Origin of the sequence: Candidatus Limnocylindrus sp. (genome assembly GCF_040397215.1) — a bacterium.
Lineage (GTDB): Bacteria > Chloroflexota > Limnocylindria > Limnocylindrales > Limnocylindraceae > Limnocylindrus.
Genome location: NZ_JBBAWK010000001.1, coordinates 25221 through 47738 on the forward strand (window position 1 = coordinate 25221; position 22518 = coordinate 47738).

Genomic DNA, 22518 nt, shown 5'->3' on the forward strand with positions numbered 1-22518 from the left:
GGGTCCTTAGCGCAGGGGGCGCTGATAGGTTTCGGGGACGAGCATCTTCTCGAGCGCCTCAACCTCGTCAAGAATGATGCCGGTGCCGCGCACGACGCAGGTTAGCGGATCATCGGCGATGCGAACTGGCATCTTTGTTTCGGCAGAAAGGCGCACATCCATACCGAGCAGGAGTGCACCACCACCAGCAAGCACGATGCCCTGGTCCATAATGTCAGCCACGAGCTCTGGTGGTGTCTCTTCAATAGTGTCGCGCACGGCATTGATGATCTCAACGATCGAAGGCTCAATAGCCTCACGCACCTGCGGCGCCGCCACCTCTACCGCGCGAGGCAGGCCGGTGAGTAGATCACGTCCACGGAAGGTGATGCGCTGCGAGTCCCACTCGCCAGAGTGCGCCGAACCGACCGCCATCTTGATATCTTCGGCGGTGCGCTCACCCAGGAGCAGGTTGTACTGACGTCGGGCGTAGGCAACGATGTTCTCATCCATTTCGTCGCCCGCAATGCGAATGCTCCGCGCCGTCACGATGCCGCCGAGGCTGGTGACCGCAACCTCCGTGGTGCCGCCGCCAATGTCGACGATCATGCTGCCGTTTGGCTCACCTACGGCGAGGCCGGCTCCAATAGCCGCGGCCATCGGCTCCTCGACAAGGCGCACCCAGCGCGCGCCCGCTCGAATGGCAGCATCGCGCACGGCACGCTTCTCAACTTCGGTTACCCCTGAAGGAATGCCGATGATCATGCGCGGACGGGCAGAGAGCCATCCGCCTTGGTGCACCTTGCGTACGTAGTAGCTAATCATCTGCTCGGTGACCGCGGCGTCGGAGATCACGCCATCGCGGAGAGGTCGAATCGCCACGATATTCGCGGGGGTACGCCCGAGCATGCGCTTCGCCTCAGCGCCGATGGCGAGAACCTTGCGCGATTTGGACTCTACCGCAACGACCGAGGGCTCGCTAATGACGACACCCTTACCAGCGACGTGGACGAGCGTATTCGCCGTGCCGAGGTCAATGCCGATGTCGCGCGAGAAGAGGCTATAGATTCGGTCAAGCATGGCGCGATGGTAGCACCCACTCCGCGCACCCCCGCCCTCCCCCCTATGGCGCCTCACCACCCCAGATCGCGGGCTGCTTCGAGCGAATGCTCACCCAGCGACCATGCCCAATGACGAGGTGGTCCAGGAACTCAATGTCGAGCAGCCGAGCGGCGGCGAGGAGTTCGCTCGTCAGCCGGAGGTCTTCGTCTGAAGGCTCTGGGTCACCGCTCGGATGGTTGTGGACGGCGGCGAAGCCGACACCATGCGCCTCAAGGACCGGACGCAGGAGCTCACCGATGCGCACACTCGTGCCCGTCGCTGTGCCCGTATAGACGTGGCGCAGGTCGAGCAGCCCGTTGCGACCATCAACAATGGCGATGTGAAGCTGCTCCTGTGCCGACCTGCCGAAGATCGGCTGAGCGATCGCGGCGAGATCGGCCGGCGCCTGAACGCGGGTTCGCTCTGCGGGCCACCAGGCGGTGAGATCGTGCGCGGCGTTCACGGTGCGAACCACCAGTTCAGCGGCCTCGCTCCGCACGCCAGCGCGCAACAGCCTCTCGATTGGGTTCCCCTGCAAGAGCCCGCCTGGCCCTCCACTGAGTTCTACCAGGTCGTGCGCGGTGTGCGTTGAGCCGCTCTGCGCGAGCAACGCATCGAGTGCCCTAATGAAGCGCTGATCACGATCGCGCTGCTCTAGACTCATATCGCTGGGTACAGCCGCTGCTATGGCGAGACTCATTGAACCTCCGCGGCGTAGACCTGGCGGCCAACATTGGCACCTTCGGCAGAACGGCGAGCCCGCCGTTTTCCCGCCGCCCTACCGAAGGCAAGCGCATCCTCTCGCGCGCCGCGTATCAGGCGCGTATGTACCTGGTCCCGCTATGAGAGGGCAATGACAGCGACGATGGCAAGGTTGTACGAGGCGTGCAACGCGATCGTCGCGAGGAGCGATCGTCGGCGAATCCAGAGCCACCCAAGCGCAATCCCGAGTGGAAGCCGCACCGCGAATGTGACAGCAACAACGCTCGCAGCATCGCCGACAGATGTTCCACCAACCGTAAGTGTGTGCGCGAAGGCGAAGACGATCGCAGAGAAGAGGATCGCTCGGCGTGCAGATGATTGCCGCGCCCAGGCCTGTGCGATCACACCACGGTAGAGAAGTTCTTCACCGATCGGTGCGATCAGACCAGCGGTTAGCACGTTTGCGGCTAGGTCCAATGCACCCATCGCTGGTGGCAGGACTACTGGGGCGCTTAGCCCAGTGCCGTTCATAACGAGCGTTGCAAAGAGGCCGGCGGCACTCAGGATCGGCAGGGCAAGGGCAACGCCCCAGAAGAGATCGCCGGCGAGTCCGCCACGACGATCAGGTGGTGGTAGCGTTTTTGGTGAAGCGGCTCGTGTCGCAAAGATCAAATCTCGCCAGTGCACTGCGCCGCTGCCAACCACCACGAGGCCTATGATCAGAACCGTCGCAGCGTTCGATGCCGCCGCCAGGGCGAGGGTTCCAAGTGGCGTACGCAGCAGCGCGAATGCCGCACCAACCGAGGTGAGCGTTGCTCCGACGAGTAGCTGTGCGAGCAGGGCCCACGGAATCGTCGTCCAGAAGATTGCGAGCGGACCAGGACCGCGCCAACCCGCAGCGGGCGTATCGACGCGCCGCTGCAGTGCGGAAGCCCCTGAGAGAGCGATGCCACCAACGCCAACCAAGACGAGGGCGAACATGACAAGCCCAACGCCTGCACCTGCGAACCCCGCGACAAGGGCACTGGCTCCGACGACGGTAGCGAGCAGGCCAATGACGTAAAGCGCCGGCGCTTCACGCCCCGCAAGTTGTAGTGGCCCTAGGCGCGGCACCGTGCTCATTCGTTCGCCGCTACGGCTTGGTGCTCTCCGTCAGCGCCGTCAGCTCTTTGAGAACCGCCTGCAGCTCACTGATGCGTACACCGTACGTTGCGAAGTCGCCAGCCTTCAGCGCGGTCTGGGCCTGGGTAAAGAGCGTTGAGGCCTTGGAGACGAGTCCCGCAATGTCGGTCGGGTTCGTTCCACCACCCGGATCTACGACGCCGCCGCCAACGAGGAAATTCAACGCTTCAGAGAGCGTGTTTCCCCACACCACCTTGGTCGAGGTTGCGGCGACGATCTTCTGGAACTCTGGGAACGAGCTTGACGTTGACTGCAGGTACACCGGCTGCAGGTAGACGACCGTGCCGCCAATTGGGGTCACGATGAGGTTGCCACGCGTAACGGTTGAACCAGATTGATCCCAGAGCGTTGTCTGCGCCGAGATGATTGGGTCTGCATCGATGCGGGCGCCAACCTGGCTTGGACCGAAGACCGAGGTGTCCTTCGGGAAGCGATAGCTCACGATCTGACCGTACGAATCGCCGTCGTTGCGCGCCGCAATCCAGGCGATCATGTTCGGTCGGCTCGTCGGCACGAGCGGTTGAATCAGGGTGAACTCTGTGCCGGTCTCACCTGGCAGGCGAACCCGTACGTAGTACGACTCCCCTGGGAGTGACTGTGAGCCGGCTGCCGACTCAGGGACGGTCCACACGTCGTCCTGGCGGTAGAAGGTCTGCGGGTCGGTCACGTGGTATGTGGCGTAAACGCGCGTGGTGATGTCGAAGCCGCTCGCGCCGACCCGAAGGTGCGCACGTAGATCGGCCGGCATCGTATCGATTGGGCGAAGAAGGCCTGGGAAAACCTTCGACCACGCCTGAGCGATCGGGTCCTTGGCATCCGCCAGGTAGAGCGCGGTCTCGCCCGTATAGAGGTCGACCGTCGCCTTTACGCTGTTGCGAAGGTAGTTGACGCTGCTCCCCTCCACCGCGTTGGCGTTCGGGAAGTGATCGCTGGTGGTGTAGCCGTCCACGACGTAACTCAGTCCACCATCCGCACGAATCACGAGGTATGGATCGGAGTCCCAGGTGACGAATGGTGCGAGGGACGAGACGCGCTCGCTGATCGTGCGGCGCCAGAGCAGCTGGCTGTCTGCAGTGATCTGGTCACTGATCAGCAGGTTCAGGTCGCCGAGTCGCGCCGCGAAGAGGAGTCGATTGAAGAAGGTGTTCAGCGAGATTCCTGAGGTGCCGCTCCACTTCGTGGTCGCATCGCCTGAGTTCCCCGAACCGTTGGCATCGTCGCCAACCGGGTAATCAAACTCGTCGGTCTTAGCGCCGACGATCACCCAGTCATCATCAAGTTCGCCAAAGTAGATGCGCGGCTCGCTCACCACCGGAGCGCCGCCGCTCGAGACTGGTGGGATGTCGCGAATGATCAGTTGCGGAAGTCCACCGCTCGCCACACCAGCGACGGGGACCATGGCCACGCCGATACCGTGCGTAAAGGCGATGCGACGGTTCACCCAGGTGGCCGACTGGAGCGCACGCTGTGGGTTCAACTCACGCGCGGAGAGCATCACAAGTCGCTGCTTCCCATCAATCATGTAGCGGTCAACATCAACATCCGAGAAGTTGTAGTACTGGCGGACGGTCTGGAGCTGATCGAGCGTCGCCTGCAGTGGGCGGTAGTCCCAGAGACGTGCATCAGCAAATGATTCCGAGTTATCCGCGATGGCTGTGGTGGTGAGCTCGGCAGATCCGCCGTATTGACGCTCAGTCCAGCCATCAAGGCCGAAGGCCAACCTCGTCATGCGAATGTTGTTGGCGATGTACGGCTCCTCGAGCGCATACTCGTTCGGCGTGACCTGGAAGCGCTGCACAAACTCTGGATAGAGGCCGGTAAGCACCGCTGACGCACCGAACCAGACGGTAACGGTGAGCACGAGCGGCCACGTTGAACGCGTAACGGCGGCGCCCACCAAGAAGGCGGCGGCGAGTGCTGCAATCACGGTTAGTGCATCAAGGCCAGGGATGCGTGCCATTGCGTCGGTGTACGAGACGCCTGTTGCAACGCCGTTCTGTGAGTAGACAAGGTCAAGCTTGTCGAGCTGATAGCCGTACGCGGTGACCAGCAAGATGCCCCCAACCAGGAGGGCGAGGTGGAGGCGTGGCAGGGTGCCAATGCCGCCAAGGCCACGAGCGCCGAGTGCAGGGAGGTAGCGCAGCGCGGCAAGCGCCGTGGCGCCGCCGAGAAGAAGAATTCCAAGACCCTGCGCGAGGCGCAGGACGGGGAGACTGAAGAGGTAGAACGAAATGTCGCGCCCGAAGATTGGATCAACCGCTGAGCCATCGGCGACGTACGGTACGGCGTTCTGCCAGAGCGCAATCTGTTGCCAATTCGCCGCAACCTGTGCGCCAATGAGCAGCGCGATTACCACAGCACCGATACGCAAGGCGCCGTTGCCGATCGTGGCACCAGCACTGCGCACTGTGCCATCGCCATCCGCGCCAAGGAGTCCGCGGAGCGCATCGAGGATCCCGTCTGATTGCAGATTGCCGCGATCATCCATAAGCGGAGTGCGCGGTTCACGTGGAGTTCCGGAGTTGGTTGGTTCACCGCCGAGGCGGCGGGCGATGAGCCCTGCCACAACGAGGCTCACCATCAAGAGAACAAGTGCGGCAAGCGTTCCGCCAACAAAGAGTCCGCCCTGCAGCTGTAGTCGCTGCCAGTAGAGGACCCCTGCGCCGAGTGATTCAAACCAGCGCGCATCCGTGAGGAGCCCGACGAGGGGCCCGCCGACCAGAACGAGAGCGATGATCAGCGGCAGGAGGAGGGTGCGAAGTCCAAACTTGAATGTTGGTCGTGGTCCGCGCGGGGCAGAGCCTCCAGGGCGACGGGCACGGGTGCGCGAGGTTGGCGCGTCGGATTCAGGCTCGGGTTCAGAGGTCTCATTGGCCTTGGGGCCGCCGTTACCTCGGCGTCGCTCCAGCTCTTCAAGGAAGTCCTTAAACGGATCACTCATGATCGATCCCCCTCCTGCTGCGGTGCGTCAGGGTCGGTGCGCGACCTCGATCGCACGGGTGAAGGCATCGAGTGCCGCCTCGGCAACCTTCGTCTCACTCATCGTAGCGACTCGCATCGGATCCCACTTGGCCGCCACTTGGAGCACCAGCGGGCGGCGCCAGGGCTCGCTCTCGCTCGCAAGATCGCCGAGGAGGCGCAACTTCAAGCAGGAGCGCCCCTCCTCAACGGCGAGAAGGTCGCCGAGGCCATTCGTCATTAGCTCGCCGAGGCGCTGGAGTGGGGGCGTTGGTGGGGGGCCGGCGATCGGCGCAACCTCGCGACAACTCACAACACCAGCATCATCCTCAGCCCACATCAGGCCAACCCACCAGCCGTCAGGCATGGTCGTTGGCGTACTCATCCCTGTATGCACTCCAGCCTCTGGTCGCCCTTCGAGGAGGATCGGCTTCACCTTTAGGTAGCTCGCCCCCGGTGAGGGGAGGCGCTCAGGTCCGGGGGTCACTCCCACTCGATCGTGGCGGGTGGCTTGGAGGTGACGTCGTACACGACCCGCGTCACGCCCGGCACCTCATTGACGATGCGCGCCGAGATGCGCTCAATCAGGTCGTATGGGAGTCGCGCCCAATCTGCGGTCATCCCGTCTTCACTCGTGACCGCGCGCAGTGCGAGCACATTGCCGTAGGTGCGCCCATCGCCCATCACGCCAACCGAGCGCATTGGCGTAAGCACGGCGAATGACTGCCAGATGCTGCGGTAAAGCCCCGCCGTCTTGATCTCGTCGACCACGATCCAATCGGCTTCGCGCAACGTGTCAAGTCGCTCCTTCGTCACGTCACCAAGAATGCGGATCGCAAGGCCGGGGCCTGGGAACGGTTGTCGCAGAACTACAGACTCGGGGAGGCCAAGTTCAAGGCCAACCGCGCGCACCTCGTCCTTGAAGAGGGCTCGCAACGGCTCAACGAGTTTGAACTTCAAGTCGTCGGGGAGGCCGCCTACATTGTGATGCGTCTTAATCTTCTGCGCGGCTTTTGTCTCTTTCGAAGTGGACTCGATCACATCTGGGTAGAGGGTCCCTTGTGCCAAGAACTTGAAGTCGCCGAGCTTCGTCGACTCCTCCTCAAAGACGCGAATGAATTCGCGACCGATGATCCTGCGCTTCTCTTCCGGGTCCTCTACTCCGCTAAGTGCGCCGAGGAAGCGCTCCTCCGCATCAACCATATGGATGGTCATGCCCAGGGTATTAGCGAAGACTTCGCGAAGAAGATTCGACTCGCGCTTGCGCATCAGACCGTGATCGACGTAAACGCAGACGAGCCGATCACCGATCGCGCGATGAATGAGCGCTGCGGCGACGGCAGAATCAACCCCGCCTGAAAGGGCACAGAGGACACGATCGGTTGGGCCCACCTGTGCGGTGATCGCAGCGATGGCATCTTCGGCAACCCGCCCTGGTGTCCAGCTGGCCGGCGCCCTTGCAATGTCATAGACAAAGTTGCGGAGCAGGCGCTTGCCGCCAGGGGTGTGCACCACCTCAGGGTGGAACTGAATCCCCCAGAGGTTTCGCGTGACGTCGGCAAGGGCTGCAAACGGGGTGGAGTCGGTCTCGGCGATCGGCGCGAAGCCAGTTGGAGCCTTTGTGATGGAGTCGCCGTGGCTCATCCAGACGCGGGCGCTCCCACCGTCGCCCGCAACGCCAGCCAGCAGCAGATTCGACTGGTCGCCGATGCGGATGTCAGCGGGGCCGTATTCACGATGCGCCGAGGGGCCAACCTCCCCTCCGAGCTGCTGCGCCATCAGCTGAACGCCGTAGCAGATGCCCAAGATCGGCAGGCCGCTCTCCCAGAGGGCAGGATCTGGCTTTGGGCCATCAGCGTCATACACGGAACTTGGGCTGCCGCTCAAGATGACGCCCGCGGGATTGCGCGCCACGATCTCACTCAGCGGGGTGTCAAAGGCGATCAGCTCTGAGTGCACGTTCAGCTCGCGCACGCGACGCGCGATGAGCTGCGCGAATTGGCTACCAAAGTCGAGCACGAGGATGCCCCCCTGCGTTGGGGTCACGGCGCCGTTAGCGCCCACGCTGCCAGCTCTTACCTTCGGTCGCGGCAGCTGGAGCGTAGATCACCTCAACGTCGCGGAAGCCGCGCACGTTCTGCACGCCGAGTGCGGCGGCCGACTGACGCACCGCGCCCGCGAGGTTCTCGCTGCCGTCAGTGACGTGCGATGGGCCATGCAGGATCTGCTTCATGCTCGCAACCGTACCGACGTTGATGCGCGTGCCGCGCGGCAGCGTTGGTGAGGGTGCCGCCATCCCCCAGTTGAATCCACCGCCTGGAGCCTCGCTGCCACGGGCGAGTGGCGATCCGATCATGACCGCATCCGCACCAACAGCGAGCGCCTTCGCAATCTCGCCACCTTTACGAATGCCACCATCTGCAACGACGGGAACATAGCTACCGGTCGCAGCGAAGAAGGCATCACGAGCGGCGGCAACATCGCTCACGGCGGTTACCTGCGGCACGCCAATGCCGAGTACCTCACGAGTGGTGCAGGCGTTCCCTGGCCCCACGCCAACGAAGACGGCGGCGGCGCCCTGCTCCATCAGGGCATACGCGGCTTCAGCATTTGTGGTGTTGCCGATCGCTACCGGCATGCCGGCGCGCTTCACGAATGCAGAAAGCTCAAGTGGCGCGTAGCCCGAGGCAATGTGCCGTGCAGATGAGACCTGGCTTTGGATGAGCAGCAGGTCGACATCGGCGCCGATCAGTGCGTCGGCATACTTGCCAACCGCCTGTGGCGTCGCCGCAATCGCAACGGGTGCACCGGCGGCGCGCATCTCGGCAATGCGACGGGCGATCAGCTCTGGGCGAATCGGAACGGCGTAGAGTTCAGCAAAGGTAGCCTGCACCTTATCGGCGGTTGCCGCAATGATGGTGGCGTACTGGGCAGCGGGATCTTCGTAGCGAAACCAGAGTCCTTCAAGATTAATGAAGGCGAGTGAGCCGAGTCCACGAAGTAGCCCCGCCGTCGCAGGTGAGACAACGGCGTCCATCGCCGACGCAATGATCGGCTCGGTAAGCGGGATGCCGCAAAACACTTGTGTCAAATCGACGTCGGCGGGATCGATGGTGTCGGTACCAGGGGCGAGCGAGATGTCGTCGAACCCAAATGCGGGTCGTAGGGTGTCGATCTTGGAGATAAATGGGCCGCTCATTGGCGGAGTGTAGCGAGGTCAACGGCGGAGGCGATCTCATCCGCGAGCTCACCCTTCGGGCGGCGTGCATCAAACGAGCGCCAACGCGCAGGCTCCTCGGCTGCCAGCGCGCGGAAGCCGTCGGCGACACGCGCATGGAAGGCGGCGTCGAACCCCTCTTCGAAGCGCGTGCGCCCATCACCCGACTTGCGGGCGAGCCCCTCCTCGGCGGGAAGGTCCAAGAGCACGGTGAGGTCAGGGGCCAACCCTGCAGTGGCAAAGCTGATCGCCGCCCGCAACTCGTCCAGCGGGAGTCCGCTCCCGTAGCCCTGGTAGGCCAGGGTCGAGTCGGCGAAGCGATCGGCGATGACGGTGGCGCCGCGCGCCAGCGCAGGGCGGATCACCTCAAGAACCAGCTGCGAACGGGAGGCGTTGAAGAGGAGGGCGTCGGCACGTGGATTGATCTCCACGCTCCCACCATCGCCCAGGAGGAGAGCACGGATCCGCTCTCCGGCTGGTGTGCCGCCCGGCTCGCGCACGGTCAGCACTTCGCGACCCGCGGCGCGGAGCCGCTCGGCCAGGAGGGCGATTTGGGTGGACTTCCCCGATCCGTCTGGCCCCTCAAAGGTGATGAACATCGTGACCTAGCGGCGACGGCGCGGGGTGCTCGAGGTGCGACCATGTGGCTCGAGTCGTACCCGTCGGTGTGGATCGCGGCCGCGCGAACTACTGGTGACGCCGGCGTCGCCAGCGAGCTGGTGCTGCAGCCGACGGATGTAGGCGTTCTGTGGCGAAAGCTCAACGGGATGTTGGGTGCGCGCCACCTCTTCAATTCCCATCTTCGCCTCGCGCATCGCAATCTCACGTGGATCGTGTGGCAGCTGATAGATGTCGAGGAGTGCACGCTCCATCTGCTCGGAGGCGTTGCTTTTTAACACATGAACTGGAACCCCGCGTCGCTCAGCATCCACAATCGGCGTGCCGCGCTGCTTGAACTCATTGCGGATCGTTACCACCGCGTCGGCCTCATCGGCGGTTCGCGCGGTTGTCGCAGGGAGCCCAAGTTCGCGGATCGCCGCTTCAAGCTTCTTGCGCGAGATGCCGTGGGCTAAGACGCGAAGCTCAGGGAGCTGACTCACTTCACGCCCGTCGTCGTCATCAGCGCTCGGTGCCTCATCCCACGCCGCTGGGACCAGTGCGCCGTCGACCGTTCGACCGATAAGCTCGCGATCCATCTCAACGATAGTGGATGCCATTGACTCATGACTCCAGCCGCGCTCGGGTCGCCAGCTACCGCCGCCAACGGGATCACCTTCAAATGCACGAATCACTGGAGTCGCCGTGCCCCCCGGAATGGTCTCAACGTGTCGCGCCTGTTCGCGGTTTCGCCGCCAACCGCCACGCCCCTCATCGCCCCGATCGCCCCGATCACTTCGTCGGCCGCGGCGATCATCACCTGGGGTCAGCCCGCCGAATCGGCGTGACTCACCCTGCGCCGTCTGGCCAGGTCGAATGCGCGCATGTGATCGACGAACGCCACCCTCATCGCGCCAGCGCTCCTCTGGGGCTACCGCATCACCGCGCAGCAACGCGTCAACCGTTCCCGCAACATCCTCGTGCACCAATATGTGGTCGCGATCAATGATCTCCACAATCACATCAAAGGTTGGCGGCGCCTTGCGCTCCAGCACACTCTTCTGTGTGCGGCGGCGGCGTGCCTCGTCGTCACCAAGCGTCACGCTCTGAATGCCGCCAATCAGGTCGGTGAGCGTTGGGTTCAACATTAGGTTGTCGAGGCTGTTGCCGTGGGCGGTACCGATCAGCTGCACGCCGCGCTCGGCGATCGTTCGTGCGGCAATCGCCTCTGCCTCGGTGCCGATCTCGTCGATGACGATCACCTCGGGCATGTGGTTCTCAACCGCCTCGATCATGACGAGATGCTGGCGCTCTGGCGCGCTCACCTGCATGCGTCGTGCCTTGCCGATCGCTGGATGCGGAATGTCGCCATCGCCGGCGATCTCGTTTGAGGTGTCAACCACCACAACACGCTTGCTAAATTCTGACGCGAGGACGCGTGCCGCCTCGCGGAGCATGGTGGTCTTACCGACACCCGGTCGCCCCATGATAAGAATCGACCGGCCCGCTTCAATATGGTCGCGCAAGATCTCAATGGTGCCAAACACCGATCGACCGACACGGCAGGTGAGGCCAACGACTCGATCAGAGCGATTGCGAATCGCAGAGATGCGGTGCAACGTTCGTTCGATCCCAGCACGGTTGTCACCACCAAAGTTGCCGATGCGCGAGATCACCCAATTCAAGTCTTCGTCAGTGATTTCGCGTTCGAGTAGCGTGACGTCGCCCGATGTGATGCGTGCCTCAGGTCTCCGGCCAAGGTCGAGAACAATTTCAAGCAATCCATCACGGCCAGCGGCGAGATTTTCGTGAGTGGCGAGCTCACGAATTGCGGCAACGATCTCACCAGGGAGACAGTCGAGCAGTAGGTCGAGATTGTCGACGATCGCCTCGTCTTGAATTGCCGCGCGGGCTGGATCCTCGTGGGGGTCGCGAGCAATGCTCATTGGTAAATCTTAGCGTGCGCTTCGCGTGGCGTCGCGTCGTGCGGCTCTTTTGGGCGCTAGAGCGCGGCCGCTAACGCCTCGGTAACAAGCCAGCGGTGTACACCCGTCTCGCCAGTGATCTCGGGGTGGAAGGCGATGCCAAGGATTCGCCCCTGGCGCGCCGCGACGATCCGACCATCTTCTAGGGTGGCGACGGCACGGGCCGATGGGCCAACCTTCACGATCTCCGGCGCACGAATGAAGACAGCCTGAATGCTGCGCGATTGCCCCTCTTTGCCGAAACCCTCCATCACAAGGCTCGTTTCAAAGGACTCAAGTTGGCGGCCGAAGGCATTGCGCCGCACCTTAATATCGAGCAGCGAAAGGACTGGCTCGTCACCATCGACAATCTTCGTTGCAAGCAGGATTGCCCCAGCGCAGGTGCCCAAGATTGGTGCGCCTCGCTTCGCCAGCGCCTTAATTGGTTTTACGAGCTCCCAGCGATGCAACAACTTGCGCATCGCGGTGCTCTCACCGCCAGGAAGGATCAGGCCGTTTACTCCATCGAGATCTGCTGGAAGTCGTACCTCGCGCGCCTCAGCGCCAAGAGATTCCAACAGGCGGATGTGTTCAGCAAAGTCACCCTGCACTGCGAGGACGCCAATGACTGGCGTAGCGTGGCGCTGCGCCACGGTGCTACCAGCCGCGATTTGAGAGGCGTTCACTCTCGGGGATGGTGCGCATCTCGATCCCCTTCATTGCTTCACCAAGGCCCGCCGAAACTTCGGCAAGGATGGTGGCGTTCTTCCAGTGCGTGGTCGCCTGAACGATTGCGGCCGCAGTCTTCGCTGGGTTCTCCGCCTTGAAGATGCCTGAGCCAACGAAGACTCCATCGGCGCCGAGCCACATGGAGAGCGCCGCGTCGGCCGGAGTAGCGATACCGCCCGCAACAAAGTTCACGACAGGGAGTCGACCCGCCTTGACGGTGAGCTTGACGAGCTCGTAGGGGACTCGCATCTCTTTCGCGGCGGCGCGCAAACGCTTCTCGCTCTGCCCCTTAAGCGCCGCGATCTCTTCCGTAACGGTACGAATGTGGCGCACCGCCTCAACGATGTTGCCGGTTCCCGCCTCGCCCTTGGTACGCATCATTGCGGCGCCCTCGTTGATGCGGCGAAGCGCCTCACCAAGATTCTTGCAGCCACAGAGAAACGGCACCTTGAAGCCGTGCTTGTTGAGGTGGTAACGATCGTCGGCGGGGGTGAGCACCTCTGACTCGTCGATGTAGTCCACATCGAGCGCCTCCAGGATTCGCGCCTCGATCTCATGGCCAATGCGTGCCTTCGCCATCACTGGAATGGAGACGGCTGCCTGGATCCCCTTGATCATGTCGGGGTCGCTCATGCGGGCAACTCCCCCGTCGCGACGAATGTCGAACGGGACGCGCTCGAGTGCCATAACGGCAACGGCGCCAGCCTCCTGGGCGACCTTCGCCTCCGCCGGGTTAACGACGTCCATGATCACGCCGCCCTTCAGCATTTGGGCGAGGCCGCTCTTCGTGGCCCAGGTCGACGTCTTGGCGCGCTTCGGTGCTGGCATGCCCCTATTCTCGCATATTGCCCCGCCCGCCGTGGGCTGAACGACGGTGCGATGGGCGCAGATCCCCTGCTACGATCGCGATCATATGAACAGTGAAGTTCTCGTTCTAAATCAGGACTACGAACCGCTCAACGTCGCCTCCTTGCCGCGTGCCTTCCGACTGGTGCTGGGCGGTAAGGCCGAGATCCTCGCCGAAGGCGACCCGATCCGCAGCGCATCGCGCAGCTGGACCGCCCCCTCGGTTGTGCGCCTCCGTCATCGAGTGCGCCGACCACGACCGCGCGCCAAGTTGAGCCGCAAGGAGATCTTCGCGCGTGACGGTCATGCCTGCCAGTACTGCGGTCGCACTGGCGTCTCTCTGACGATCGATCACATTGTGCCGAAGAGTCGCGGCGGCGATACCTGGACCTGGGAGAACCTGGTCACCGCGTGCATGGCGTGCAACCATCGTAAGGGCGACCGCCTCCCCGAAGCTGCAGGACTTGCGCTTCGACGCAAACCGTACGAGCCTCGCTGCGACGTGTACGCCGTCTTCCTCCCCTACCTGCGGCACGAAGCCTACTCAGCGTGGCGCGACTTCCTCTTTATCTCAGATAGCGCCGCGGCCAGCGGCGCGTGACCCCCGCGGCGGCGGTGCGCGCCGCTATCCCTCGCGACGTTGCTGATCTGCTGCGCGCGCTGCGGGCGGCAGGATTTGGCGCCTATGTTGTTGGTGGTGCCGTCCGCGATGTGATCGCTGGGCGAGCCCCAGCAGATTGGGATCTTGCCACAGAGGCCACTCCAGACCAGTTGCGTGCCCTCTTTCCCAACGCCACCTATGAGAATCGATTCGGTACCGTTGGTGTTCCAACTGGGGACTCGGTAGTGCGCGAGATCACGACCTTTCGGGCTGACGGCGTCAGTAGTGACGCCCGCCGCCCCGATGAGGTCACCTTCCTCGCGCGAATTGAGGGTGACCTCGCGCGCAGAGACTTCACGGTCAACGCGATCGCCTACGGTCTCGCCCCCGAGGCGAGTCGCCGTGCTGATCCGGTTGCTGATGGGGCCATCGTTGATCCACATGGTGGTGTCAATGACCTGGCCAACGGTCTACTGCGCGCTGTTGGTGATCCCGCTGAACGATTCCTTGAAGATGCGCTACGCATGCTTCGCGCGATTCGGTTTATTGCACGGTTCAACTTGTTGTTGGAGCCAGAGACCGCCTCAGCGATCAGGCGCGATGCCCCGCTCGTTGCACGCCTCTCTGGTGAACGCATCGGCGCGGAGATTGACGGGATTCTTGCCGCCGAGCGACCAGCACGTGCACTGCAATTCGCTGCGGAACTCGGCATCCTCGCCGCAATCGCGCCAGCACTTGCCACCGAATGGAGCGTAGAGGTTGGTAGGCGCGTCGAGGCGGTCGGCGGCGATACGCTCTCCGATGTGCCAGATCCCCTGGGGCGCATGAGCGAGCTCCTTCTGCCGATCGCCGATGATGATGATGTTGCAGCGCTCCTTGAATCCTGGCGCCGACCGCGTGCAACCGTTGCAGCCATTCAGCAGATTCGCGATCTCGATCGTGCCGCCGCGGCTGCAGAGAGCGAGGCAGAGCGGGGCCACCTTGATGGGGCAGCGCTACGCATCGTGGCCGCCGCCACTACTGGTGATCCACGAGATGCCGCGCGACAGATTCGCCGCCGTGTCGCCGCCGGTCGGGCCAGTCGCGCAGCCGCTGCACTCCTCAACGCATGCGTGCAGGCTGATAATCAGCAGGCTCCCGCCACAGCGAGCGACCTCGCCGTCGGGGGCGATCAGCTGATAGCTCACCTCGGTCGCACCCCAGGGCCGTGGGTTGCAGCGCTCCTCGCGCGACTCGTTGACGATGTTGCACATCGTCGCGTGGCGAATGCTGAAAGCGACCTCCTCAGATGGTCCGAACGCGTCGTTACAAGCGAAGGGCGTGACTCCATCGCGTAGACTCTTGGTATGACACTAGAGTCACGAACGATCTTGGTGACAGGTGGGGCTGGGTACATCGGTGCGGCGAGCGCGAATGCCCTGATTGCCAGGGGCCATCGTGTTGTCATCCTGGATGACCTCTCGGCGGGACACGCCGACACGATCCCAAATGAGGCCTCCTCCATTGTTGGCAGCTATGCCGACGGGGATCGCCTGCAGAGCCTGCTGCGCGACGCGCGGGTCGACACCATCCTGCACATCGGGGCGCTCAGCATCGTCGCCGAGAGCGTGGCCCAGCCAGAGCGCTACTTCAAGGCAAACCTTGTTGGCAGCATCGCCCTGCTCGACGCGGCGATCGCCGTTGGCGTGAAGCGGGTGGTCTTTTCTTCAAGTGCCGCCGTCTACGGCGCCTCATCATCGAGTGTGCTCCATGAAGATCTCCCCCTCGCGCCTGTTAACCCGTACGGGGCAACCAAGGCCGCCTTTGAGCAGGTTCTTCGCGCCTACGCCGCGGCGCATGGGCTCACGGCAATCGCGCTGCGCTACTTCAATGTTGCGGGGGCAACGGAACAGGTGACAGAGCGCCACAGCCCAGAGACACACCTGCTGCCACGCCTCATGAACGCCGCGCGTACTGGGGAACCATTCGAGCTCTACGGGAACGACTACGCCACCCCCGACCGCACCGCCGTCCGTGACTATGTGCATGTTGCCGACGTTGCCGCAGCGCACCTTGCCGCGATCGAGAAGATTGCCGCCGAAGAGGCGCGTGGATTTAGCGCCATCAACATTGGGAGCGGCGCAGGCACGAGTATCCGCGAGGCGATCAAGGCCATCGAAAAGGCCTCTGGGGCGCGAATTGACGTACAAGAGCACCCCCGCCGTGCCGGTGATCCGCCCCGCCTCGTGGCCGACATTGGGCGGGCGCAAAGTCAATTGGGTTGGCGCCCACGCGAGAGCGACATCAATCGGATTGCGAAGAGCCTGCTCCCGAAGTAGCGCTACTGGATTCGGACGAGCACCTTTGCATCAGACCAGAGCTGTTCAAGCTTATAGAAGTCACGCTCTGGCGGCGTAAAGATATGCACGATCACGCTTCCATAATCTAGAACGATCCAGTGCGAAGCCGCCGCACGATGGCGGTGCGCCGGAGTGATGCCATCCTCGGCCATGCCGCTGACGATGCTCTCGGTGATTGCGGCAAGTTGCGGCTCAGAGCCACCTGTGCAGATCACGAAGGCCTCAGTGACGGTGGTCAGGCCGCTCACATCTAGAACCAGAATGTCGACAGCTTTCTTATCTTCCGCGAGGAGGGCGACCTTTCGCGCAAGGTCGTGCGGCTCGATGGCAGTTTGCTGTTTGGTTGACATGCTCTCAGCGTACCGCACTAACGGCTGTGCAATTACGAGGCTGGATCAACGGGTACGTCTTCCACTTCGACAGGGCGCTCGAGCACCAATTCGGGTCGGTCGCGATAGAGCCCCTCACGTCGAATGAGGTCGGCAACTGCGGTAGGGACGAGATAGCGCAGCGATCGGCCACGTGCGGCCAACGCGCGCAACTCTCGGCTGGCATGAGAGAGATGAAAGCCATCGAGATAGAGGAAGCGGTCCTCACGGCCTGGAAAGTGACGAGTGAGCCAGGCGCGGTTTGGAGTTGGTGTGCCCGGCCGCGGCAGTGCTGCGACGCGCGCCAGATCAAGGATGCCCGTTGCGTCTTCCCACTCGTTGAATCCGAGGAGTGATTCAACGGAGAGGATCAGCGTGAGCTCCGGCGCAGCACCGCCTTCTCGCCTCTCCGTGGCGATAGCTTGAAGAGTATCGATCGTGTATGAGAGGCCAGGGCGATCGATCTCCATGCGACTCATCTCAAATGCTGGATTCCCGGCGATAGCAAGTTCAACCATGCGGCACCGAACTTCAGGGTCGGTAACGCGATCGGCAACCTTATGGGGTGGCCGTGCGGCGGGAACGAAGAGCACGTGATCGAGCTTCAGCAGCTCATAGGCGGCCTGGCCGAGGGCAAGGTGACCGTCATGGATCGGGTCGAAAGTGCCACCGAGAATGCCAATGCCAGTCACCCTTCGCTCTCCCCGTCGTTGTTTGCCGCCGAAGGCAGGAGGACGCCATCAAGCTCGAGTGCCTCGGCCTCTTCGGCGGCATTGAGCAGCGACGCGTCATCAGGGTCATCCCACTCAAGTGACAGCTCGCCAATCGTCACAGTGTCGCCGCTGCGGCAGCCCGCCTTTCGCAACGCGGACTCGATCCCCTGACGGGCGAGTTCGTGCTGGAAGCGCTCCGCAGATTCTTCACGAGCGAAGTCGGTCTGGTGGACGAGTCGCTCGATTGCCTTGCCTCGGACACGGAACCCTTCGCCCTCGCGACTGATCTCAAAGCCAATCGAGGCGATCGGATTGATGCGGTGCACCACAACACCAGCAGGCTCTGCCGGATACGAGAGCGTCTCTGCGTCAGGGAGAAGGTCTGCCAAGGCGTCGCGCAGAGCCGCGATCCCCTCCCCTCGCTCACCGCCCACGGCAGAGATCGGCAGCACATGCAGACCCAGTTCGCGGAACGCGGCGGTGAGTTCCACCTCACGAGCCTTCGCCTCTGGGCGATCAAGTTTGTTGAGGGCAATAAGGGTTGTCTTTTGAAGCAGGGCTGGGTTGTGCGCCTCAAGCTCCGTGCGAATGATTGCGGCGTCACGTACGGGGTCGGGGGCCGACGCGTCCACCACGTGTACCAGCACGCGGGTTCGAGAGGCGTGTCGCAGGAAGGCGAAGCCGAGACCCGCCCCGATTGATGCCCCCTCGATCAGCCCTGGAAGATCGGCAACAGTCGGTCGACGGCCATCGTCAATGCCCAGCTCCAGCACCCCCAGGTTCGGCTCGAGGGTGGTGAAGGCGTAGTCGCCAATCTTTGGCTGCGCCGCAGTGATGGCGGCGAGGAGCGTTGACTTTCCTGCGTTCGGTAGCCCCACGAGGCCGACGTCGGCAATCAGCCGCAACTCAAAGCGCACCTCACGCATCTCGCCCGGCTCCCCCTTTTGCGCATGTCGCGGCGCCTGATGTGTCGCCGTGGTGAAGTGCGCATTGCCAAGGCCACCGCGACCGCCGCGCACCAGCAGCACATGCTGCTCTCGCGAAACGAGATCGGCGATGAGGTCTCCGCTCTTCGCGTCAAAGATTGCGGTGCCTGGCGGTACTCCAATCACTAAATCATGACCAGCCTTACCGTGCGACGTCTTGTTTCCGCCTTGACTGGCATCGCCCGCAACGTATCGACGCTTCACCTCAAAGTCTCGCAGGGTGGTTTGCCCAGTATCAACTGCGACATAGATACTCCCGCCGCGACCGCCGTCGCCGCCATCAGGCCCGCCACGCGGCACATGGGACTCGCGTCGCATCGTCGATGCACCGTCGCCGCCACGCCCAGCGGCCAAGTGGATCTCTACAATGTCAAGAAACATTTGTGCTACGGGAGGAAGCGCGCGGGGTTGTAGAGCACTGAATCGCCCGCGAGCGGAAAGCCTCGAGAGACAGCAAAGTGCAGGTGAGGGCCGGTGGCACAGCCAGTTTGTCCAATTCTCCCAATGCGCGTTCCGCGCGTCACCTTTTGGCCCGTCTTCACCACGACCCCAGAAAGGTGGTAGTAGCCGGAGTACAGGTTTGATCCGTGCGCGATGATGATTTGATTGCCGCCGCAGTTGTTGCGCCACCCTGTGAAGACCACAACTCCGTCGCCCGCGGCGACAACTGAGGCGCCGTATTTATTCCCAATGTCCATGCCGAGGTGGGTTCGCGTGAATCCGCGAATGTAGTAGCCACCCGGGACGGGATACCTAAACTTCACACCGCTGTACACCTTCGGCACTGGCCCTGAGTAGCCGACTGAGCCATCCGCCCGAGTAAATTTTGGTAGTGCTGAACCACTTCCGCCAGGAAGAACAAGGACCATGCCCAGCACAAGATCTGCAGTCTTTAGCTTGTTGTAAGTACGAATAGTCATCGGTGTAACTCGATACTTTGATGCGATCGACTTGAGCGTCTCATGTTCACGCACCGTAATGACAATGCCGTGTGTGTCAGGTACTCGGAGCCGTTTCCCGCCCGCTGGGTTGTCGGCAGACTGGAGGCCATTTGACCAGATCAGCTCCATCGAGGTGATGCCAAATTTTCGGGCGATAGCGGCAAGCGTCTCTCCACGCGAGACTACATGGATGGCAACATGATCGCGACCATCGGCCACCACAATGTCTATTGCCGCGGGGAGCTCCAGGGTTCCGTCATCAAGAAAGATTGGCCCGTCGATTGCCGTTGTCGCAACAATTGGGTCCGGGACTTTCGCAACCACCTCGGTTGCACGCATCGAGAAGGTGCTCTCTGTTGTAGTTTCTCCAATGAGTACGCCGTCACTTACAGCAAGGTTCTCGGTAGTGCCATCTGATGCGAGTCGGTCTGGGTTCTCGGTACCGCCCCACACCGTGGTGAACGTTGGCTCATACGATCCGCTCTTGCCTATGTCCACACCGCCGTCGTTCAGTGCCTGTGACCGGGTATCAACGGTTGGCCCTGGGAGCAGGCTGGCGATGATGGCCACGCTCAGGAGCCCTGCGATCACGACGGGCATTGCTCGCTCTGGCTCACGACGGAGCTTGCGCAGCTTTAAGTCGAGTGAGTGGCGACGGCGACGCAGCGACCGAAGGATGCCGCGCTCCTCAAGCGCTGGGGTGACCTTGTGGGCGATTGCGGCGACGACGATGCCGGTGGTGCGGGCCGCAAGGGTGGGATGAACGCGGATTCGTCGTGGGAGCGGGTGCCTCAGGAACTCTCCAGCGCGGAAGAGGCTCAGCCGGATGGCACGCTCACCGCTACGCTCAAGGAACGATCGGAAGGCGAGGAGTCGATGGCGGATGGCCGCAGCGAGGCGGAAGGTTGCGCTTCCAGCTCGCACATTGCGATGCTTGGATCCGCGGGCAGACGTTTTTTGGCGCTTCACATCTGGCATTCCAGCCTCCGATCTCCGCCTTAGTCTACCCCTCGGCTATGCCGCCGAGCGGGGCACCCTGGCACACGCTGTGCCTCGTGCGTGGGCTACTAGGGGTTCGACCCCTCGGTTCCCTTGGTGAGCGAGGCGAGGAACTGTGCGTTCGACTCCGTCTTCGCGATGCGGTTCAGGAGCAACTCGATCCCCTCATTCGCGCCTACGGCGGAGAGCATGCGGCGCATTGTCCAGACCATCTTGAGGGTCCCCTCATCAAGGAGGAGTTCCTCGCGGCGGGTGCCAGAGCGCTGCACGTCGATCGCCGGGAAGATGCGCTTCTCGGCCAACTTGCGGTCAAGTACGAGTTCAGAGTTACCTGTTCCCTTGAACTCTTCGTAGATCACGTCGTCCATCTTCGAGCCTGTATCGACCAGGCAGGTGCCGATGATGGTGAGTGAGCCGCCCTCTTCGAGCTTTCGCGCGGCACCGAAGAAGCGCTTCGGTGGGTAGAGCGCAATTGGGTCGATACCGCCCGAGAGCGTTCGTCCGGATGGCGGAAGCGCCAGGTTGTAGGCGCGCGCCAGTCGAGTGATGGAGTCAAGCAGCACGACGACGTCGGCACCAGCCTCGGTGCGGCGCTTCGCAATCTCGAGCGCCATTTCGGCAACATGGGTGTGATTCTCGGTTGGCTCGTCGAAGGTCGACGAGATGACCTCGCCCTTGACGGAGCGTCGCATGTCGGTAACCTCTTCTGGACGCTCGCCAATAAGGCAGACCATGAGCGAGATCTCCGGGTAGTTCGCCGTGACGCCTTGGGCGATCTGCTTCAGCAGGCTCGTCTTCCCAGCCTTCGGTGGCGAGACGATGAGGGCGCGCTGCCCCTTGCCGAGTGGGTTCACGAGGTTGATCAGGCGCTGCGAGAGGTTCGAGGGAACAGTCTCAAGGTTGATCAGCTCAATCGGGTGAATCGGTGTGAGGTCGCCAAAGTGTGGACGCTGTCGCGCCGACTCTGGGTCGGTGCCGGAGACGATCTCAATACGGAGCATCCCCCAGAACTTCTCGCCCTCGCGCGGTGCGCGAATGACGCCGCCGATCGTGTCGCCCTGGCGCAAGCCGAGTCGGCGCACCATCGGCGACGGAACGTAGACATCGTCAGCACTTGGAAGTAGCCCATTGCGTCGGATGAAGCCGTAGCCGTCGTCGACGATTTCAAGAATTCCCTCGGCCCAGATCTGGCCCTGCTCGTCGGCCTGTGCCGTGAGGATCATCTGAATGACCGTGGTGAGCTCCTCTTGCTGCGTGGCCACTACGCCGAGCTTCTTGGCCGCGGCAATCAGTTCGGTCGCAGTCATGTTGGCGAGAGCAACAAAGGTGACGAGGCCTTCAGCGGCAAGGTCAGCCTCGGAGAGCACCTCGACGTCAGCCGGAAGCGCGCTTTGCGGCATGCGCATGGAGTTTGGGTTCGGTCCGCCGCGGCGGGGTGGTCGTCGTGGGCCGCGGTTTCGTCCGTCGTTCATATCAGTTGAATACCTTCCTCTATCTGTGGGTGGATGCATCCCTGGTACGCGAGACTGCGCCGCGTTCGCTGTGCAGTTCGGGGGGGATGAGAGAACTCTACGGCAGCCGTTGCCGCTCGTCAAGAGCCCGCAGGATCGGGCCCGCGGCTACTTCCCGGAGGTGGCCTTCGCCCAGTCCGACTTGAAGATCGCGATCCCCTTCTCGGTGAGCGGGTGCTTCGTCATCTGCTCAAGCACCTTGAGTGGCATCGTCGCCACGTGCGCCCCCGCCAGTGCCGACTCTGTGACATGTCGTGGGTGTCGGATCGAGGCGGCGAGGATCTCGCAGTGGTCAAGCCCCTCGTAGTTCGCGAAGATCTCGGCGAGCTCCTGGATCACGATCATCCCGTCTTCATTGATGTCGTCGAGTCGGCCAACGAATGGGCTGATCAGTGAGGCGCCCGCCTTCGCCGCCATGAGCCCCTGGTTCGCGGTGAAGATCAGGGTGCAGTTTGTCTTGATCCCCTCGGCGGCGAGGCGGCTAATTGCCTCTAGCCCTGCGGTTGTGAGGGCGACCTTGACGACGATATTCGAAGCGATCTTCGCAAAGGCGAGACCCTCTTTGACCATGCCGTCGGCGTCATCGCTCATGACCTCAGCCGAGACCGGGCCCTTGGTGAGGCCGCAGATCTCCTTCAGAATCTCCTCGTACGAGCCGCCAACCTTCGCGTAGAGCGACGGGTTCGTGGTGACGCCGTCAACGACGCCCCACTTGATCCCGGTCTTGATCTCTTCAATGTCAGCGGTGTCCAAGAAGAACTTCATGGTGCCCCCTCAATACTGAA

The 22518-nt window shown here is 62.7% G+C and carries 20 protein-coding genes; 3 read left to right on the plus strand and 17 right to left on the minus strand.

The genetic code is table 11. The features are described 5' to 3' along the window. Positions 1-6: 6 nt before the first annotated feature. From AC3LCN_RS00125 to pdxS, 11 genes are all read right to left on the minus strand, one after another. Entirely contained in the window at positions 7-1059 is a 1053-nt protein-coding gene (locus AC3LCN_RS00125) for a rod shape-determining protein (RefSeq protein ID WP_488648061.1), read from the minus strand. Between the two features lie 43 nt (positions 1060-1102). After that, positions 1103-1744 (minus strand): JAB domain-containing protein, encoded by a 642-nt coding sequence (locus AC3LCN_RS00130; RefSeq protein ID WP_488648062.1) that lies wholly within the window; start codon positions 1742-1744, stop codon positions 1103-1105. A 176-nt stretch (positions 1745-1920) separates the two neighbouring features. Continuing rightward, complete coding sequence (locus tag AC3LCN_RS00135) at positions 1921-2904, minus strand: CPBP family intramembrane glutamic endopeptidase (RefSeq protein WP_488648063.1); 984 nt, start codon at positions 2902-2904, stop codon at positions 1921-1923. Positions 2905-2914: 10 nt separating this feature from the next. Beyond that, positions 2915-5905: a UPF0182 family membrane protein gene (locus AC3LCN_RS00140; protein WP_488648064.1), complete on the minus strand. Its 2991-nt coding sequence runs from the start codon at positions 5903-5905 to the stop codon at positions 2915-2917. A gap of 27 nt (positions 5906-5932) precedes the next feature. Further along, the gene (locus AC3LCN_RS00145) at positions 5933-6409 is read right to left on the minus strand and encodes a hypothetical protein (protein ID WP_488648065.1); all 477 of its coding nucleotides are present in this window, start codon (positions 6407-6409) and stop codon (positions 5933-5935) included. Next, positions 6406-7968 (minus strand): glutamine-hydrolyzing GMP synthase, encoded by a 1563-nt coding sequence (guaA, locus tag AC3LCN_RS00150; protein WP_488648066.1) that lies wholly within the window; start codon positions 7966-7968, stop codon positions 6406-6408. The genes AC3LCN_RS00145 and guaA overlap by 4 nt, the downstream gene beginning before the upstream one ends. A gap of 7 nt (positions 7969-7975) precedes the next feature. Next, entirely contained in the window at positions 7976-9121 is a 1146-nt protein-coding gene (locus tag AC3LCN_RS00155) for a GuaB3 family IMP dehydrogenase-related protein (protein WP_488648067.1), read from the minus strand. Then, complete coding sequence (gene tmk / locus AC3LCN_RS00160) at positions 9118-9738, minus strand: dTMP kinase (RefSeq protein WP_488648068.1); 621 nt, start codon at positions 9736-9738, stop codon at positions 9118-9120. The genes AC3LCN_RS00155 and tmk overlap by 4 nt, the downstream gene beginning before the upstream one ends. 6 nt (positions 9739-9744) lie before the next feature. Continuing rightward, the gene (locus tag AC3LCN_RS00165; RefSeq protein ID WP_488648069.1) at positions 9745-11682 is read right to left on the minus strand and encodes a R3H domain-containing nucleic acid-binding protein; all 1938 of its coding nucleotides are present in this window, start codon (positions 11680-11682) and stop codon (positions 9745-9747) included. A 56-nt stretch (positions 11683-11738) separates the two neighbouring features. Next, entirely contained in the window at positions 11739-12386 is a 648-nt protein-coding gene (pdxT, locus tag AC3LCN_RS00170) for a pyridoxal 5'-phosphate synthase glutaminase subunit PdxT (RefSeq protein WP_488648070.1), read from the minus strand. Further along, positions 12358-13257, minus strand: coding sequence for a pyridoxal 5'-phosphate synthase lyase subunit PdxS (gene pdxS / locus AC3LCN_RS00175; RefSeq protein WP_488648071.1), 900 nt, complete (start codon positions 13255-13257; stop codon positions 12358-12360). Before pdxS ends, pdxT begins: the two co-directional genes overlap by 29 nt. A gap of 85 nt (positions 13258-13342) precedes the next feature. Here pdxS and AC3LCN_RS00180 point away from each other — a divergent pair, with 85 nt between their 5' ends. Genes AC3LCN_RS00180 through galE form a run of 3 tightly spaced genes read left to right on the plus strand, consistent with a single transcriptional unit; the run spans position 13343 to position 16194 of the window. Further along, positions 13343-13876: an HNH endonuclease gene (locus tag AC3LCN_RS00180; protein ID WP_488648072.1), complete on the plus strand. Its 534-nt coding sequence runs from the start codon at positions 13343-13345 to the stop codon at positions 13874-13876. Then, entirely contained in the window at positions 13873-15213 is a 1341-nt protein-coding gene (locus AC3LCN_RS00185) for a CCA tRNA nucleotidyltransferase (protein WP_488648073.1), read from the plus strand. The genes AC3LCN_RS00180 and AC3LCN_RS00185 overlap by 4 nt, the downstream gene beginning before the upstream one ends. Before the next feature lie 9 nt (positions 15214-15222). Next, positions 15223-16194 (plus strand): UDP-glucose 4-epimerase GalE, encoded by a 972-nt coding sequence (gene galE / locus AC3LCN_RS00190; RefSeq protein ID WP_488648074.1) that lies wholly within the window; start codon positions 15223-15225, stop codon positions 16192-16194. A 2-nt stretch (positions 16195-16196) separates the two neighbouring features. Here the strand turns inward: galE and rsfS are convergent, their stop codons facing one another. The 6 genes from rsfS to fsa all read right to left on the minus strand — a co-directional run bounded on the left by rsfS (position 16197) and on the right by fsa (position 22498). Further along, positions 16197-16565, minus strand: a complete 369-nt coding sequence (gene rsfS, locus AC3LCN_RS00195; protein WP_488648075.1) for a ribosome silencing factor — start codon at positions 16563-16565, stop codon at positions 16197-16199. Between the two features lie 32 nt (positions 16566-16597). Continuing rightward, positions 16598-17275 carry a nicotinate-nucleotide adenylyltransferase gene (nadD, locus tag AC3LCN_RS00200; protein ID WP_488648076.1) on the minus strand — a complete coding sequence of 226 codons (678 nt, stop codon included), beginning with the start codon at positions 17273-17275 and terminating at the stop codon, positions 16598-16600. Next, positions 17272-18663 (minus strand): GTPase ObgE, encoded by a 1392-nt coding sequence (gene obgE / locus AC3LCN_RS00205; RefSeq protein ID WP_488648077.1) that lies wholly within the window; start codon positions 18661-18663, stop codon positions 17272-17274. Before obgE ends, nadD begins: the two co-directional genes overlap by 4 nt. A gap of 5 nt (positions 18664-18668) precedes the next feature. Beyond that, complete coding sequence (locus AC3LCN_RS00210; RefSeq protein WP_488648078.1) at positions 18669-20201, minus strand: peptidoglycan DD-metalloendopeptidase family protein; 1533 nt, start codon at positions 20199-20201, stop codon at positions 18669-18671. Between the two features lie 89 nt (positions 20202-20290). Continuing rightward, positions 20291-21529, minus strand: coding sequence for a transcription termination factor Rho (gene rho, locus AC3LCN_RS00215; protein ID WP_488648182.1), 1239 nt, complete (start codon positions 21527-21529; stop codon positions 20291-20293). A 312-nt stretch (positions 21530-21841) separates the two neighbouring features. Beyond that, the gene (gene fsa / locus AC3LCN_RS00220; protein ID WP_488648079.1) at positions 21842-22498 is read right to left on the minus strand and encodes a fructose-6-phosphate aldolase; all 657 of its coding nucleotides are present in this window, start codon (positions 22496-22498) and stop codon (positions 21842-21844) included. Positions 22499-22518 lie beyond the last annotated feature (20 nt).

Coding starts and splice junctions, on each gene's coding strand:
- AC3LCN_RS00125 (WP_488648061.1), bottom strand. CDS start 1,059: ATGCTTGACCGAATCTATAGCCTCTTCTCGCGCGACATCGGCATTGAC.
- AC3LCN_RS00130 (WP_488648062.1), bottom strand. CDS start 1,744: ATGAGTCTAGAGCAGCGCGATCGTGATCAGCGCTTCATTAGGGCACTC.
- AC3LCN_RS00135 (WP_488648063.1), bottom strand. CDS start 2,904: ATGAGCACGGTGCCGCGCCTAGGGCCACTACAACTTGCGGGGCGTGAA.
- AC3LCN_RS00140 (WP_488648064.1), bottom strand. CDS start 5,905: ATGAGTGATCCGTTTAAGGACTTCCTTGAAGAGCTGGAGCGACGCCGA.
- AC3LCN_RS00155 (WP_488648067.1), bottom strand. CDS start 9,121: ATGAGCGGCCCATTTATCTCCAAGATCGACACCCTACGACCCGCATTT.
- tmk (WP_488648068.1), bottom strand. CDS start 9,738: ATGTTCATCACCTTTGAGGGGCCAGACGGATCGGGGAAGTCCACCCAA.
- AC3LCN_RS00165 (WP_488648069.1), bottom strand. CDS start 11,682: ATGAGCATTGCTCGCGACCCCCACGAGGATCCAGCCCGCGCGGCAATT.
- pdxS (WP_488648071.1), bottom strand. CDS start 13,257: ATGCCAGCACCGAAGCGCGCCAAGACGTCGACCTGGGCCACGAAGAGC.
- AC3LCN_RS00180 (WP_488648072.1), top strand. CDS start 13,343: ATGAACAGTGAAGTTCTCGTTCTAAATCAGGACTACGAACCGCTCAAC.
- galE (WP_488648074.1), top strand. CDS start 15,223: ATGACACTAGAGTCACGAACGATCTTGGTGACAGGTGGGGCTGGGTAC.
- rsfS (WP_488648075.1), bottom strand. CDS start 16,565: ATGTCAACCAAACAGCAAACTGCCATCGAGCCGCACGACCTTGCGCGA.
- obgE (WP_488648077.1), bottom strand. CDS start 18,663: ATGTTTCTTGACATTGTAGAGATCCACTTGGCCGCTGGGCGTGGCGGC.
- AC3LCN_RS00210 (WP_488648078.1), bottom strand. CDS start 20,201: ATGCCAGATGTGAAGCGCCAAAAAACGTCTGCCCGCGGATCCAAGCAT.
- rho (WP_488648182.1), bottom strand. CDS start 21,529: ATGACTGCGACCGAACTGATTGCCGCGGCCAAGAAGCTCGGCGTAGTG.
- fsa (WP_488648079.1), bottom strand. CDS start 22,498: ATGAAGTTCTTCTTGGACACCGCTGACATTGAAGAGATCAAGACCGGG.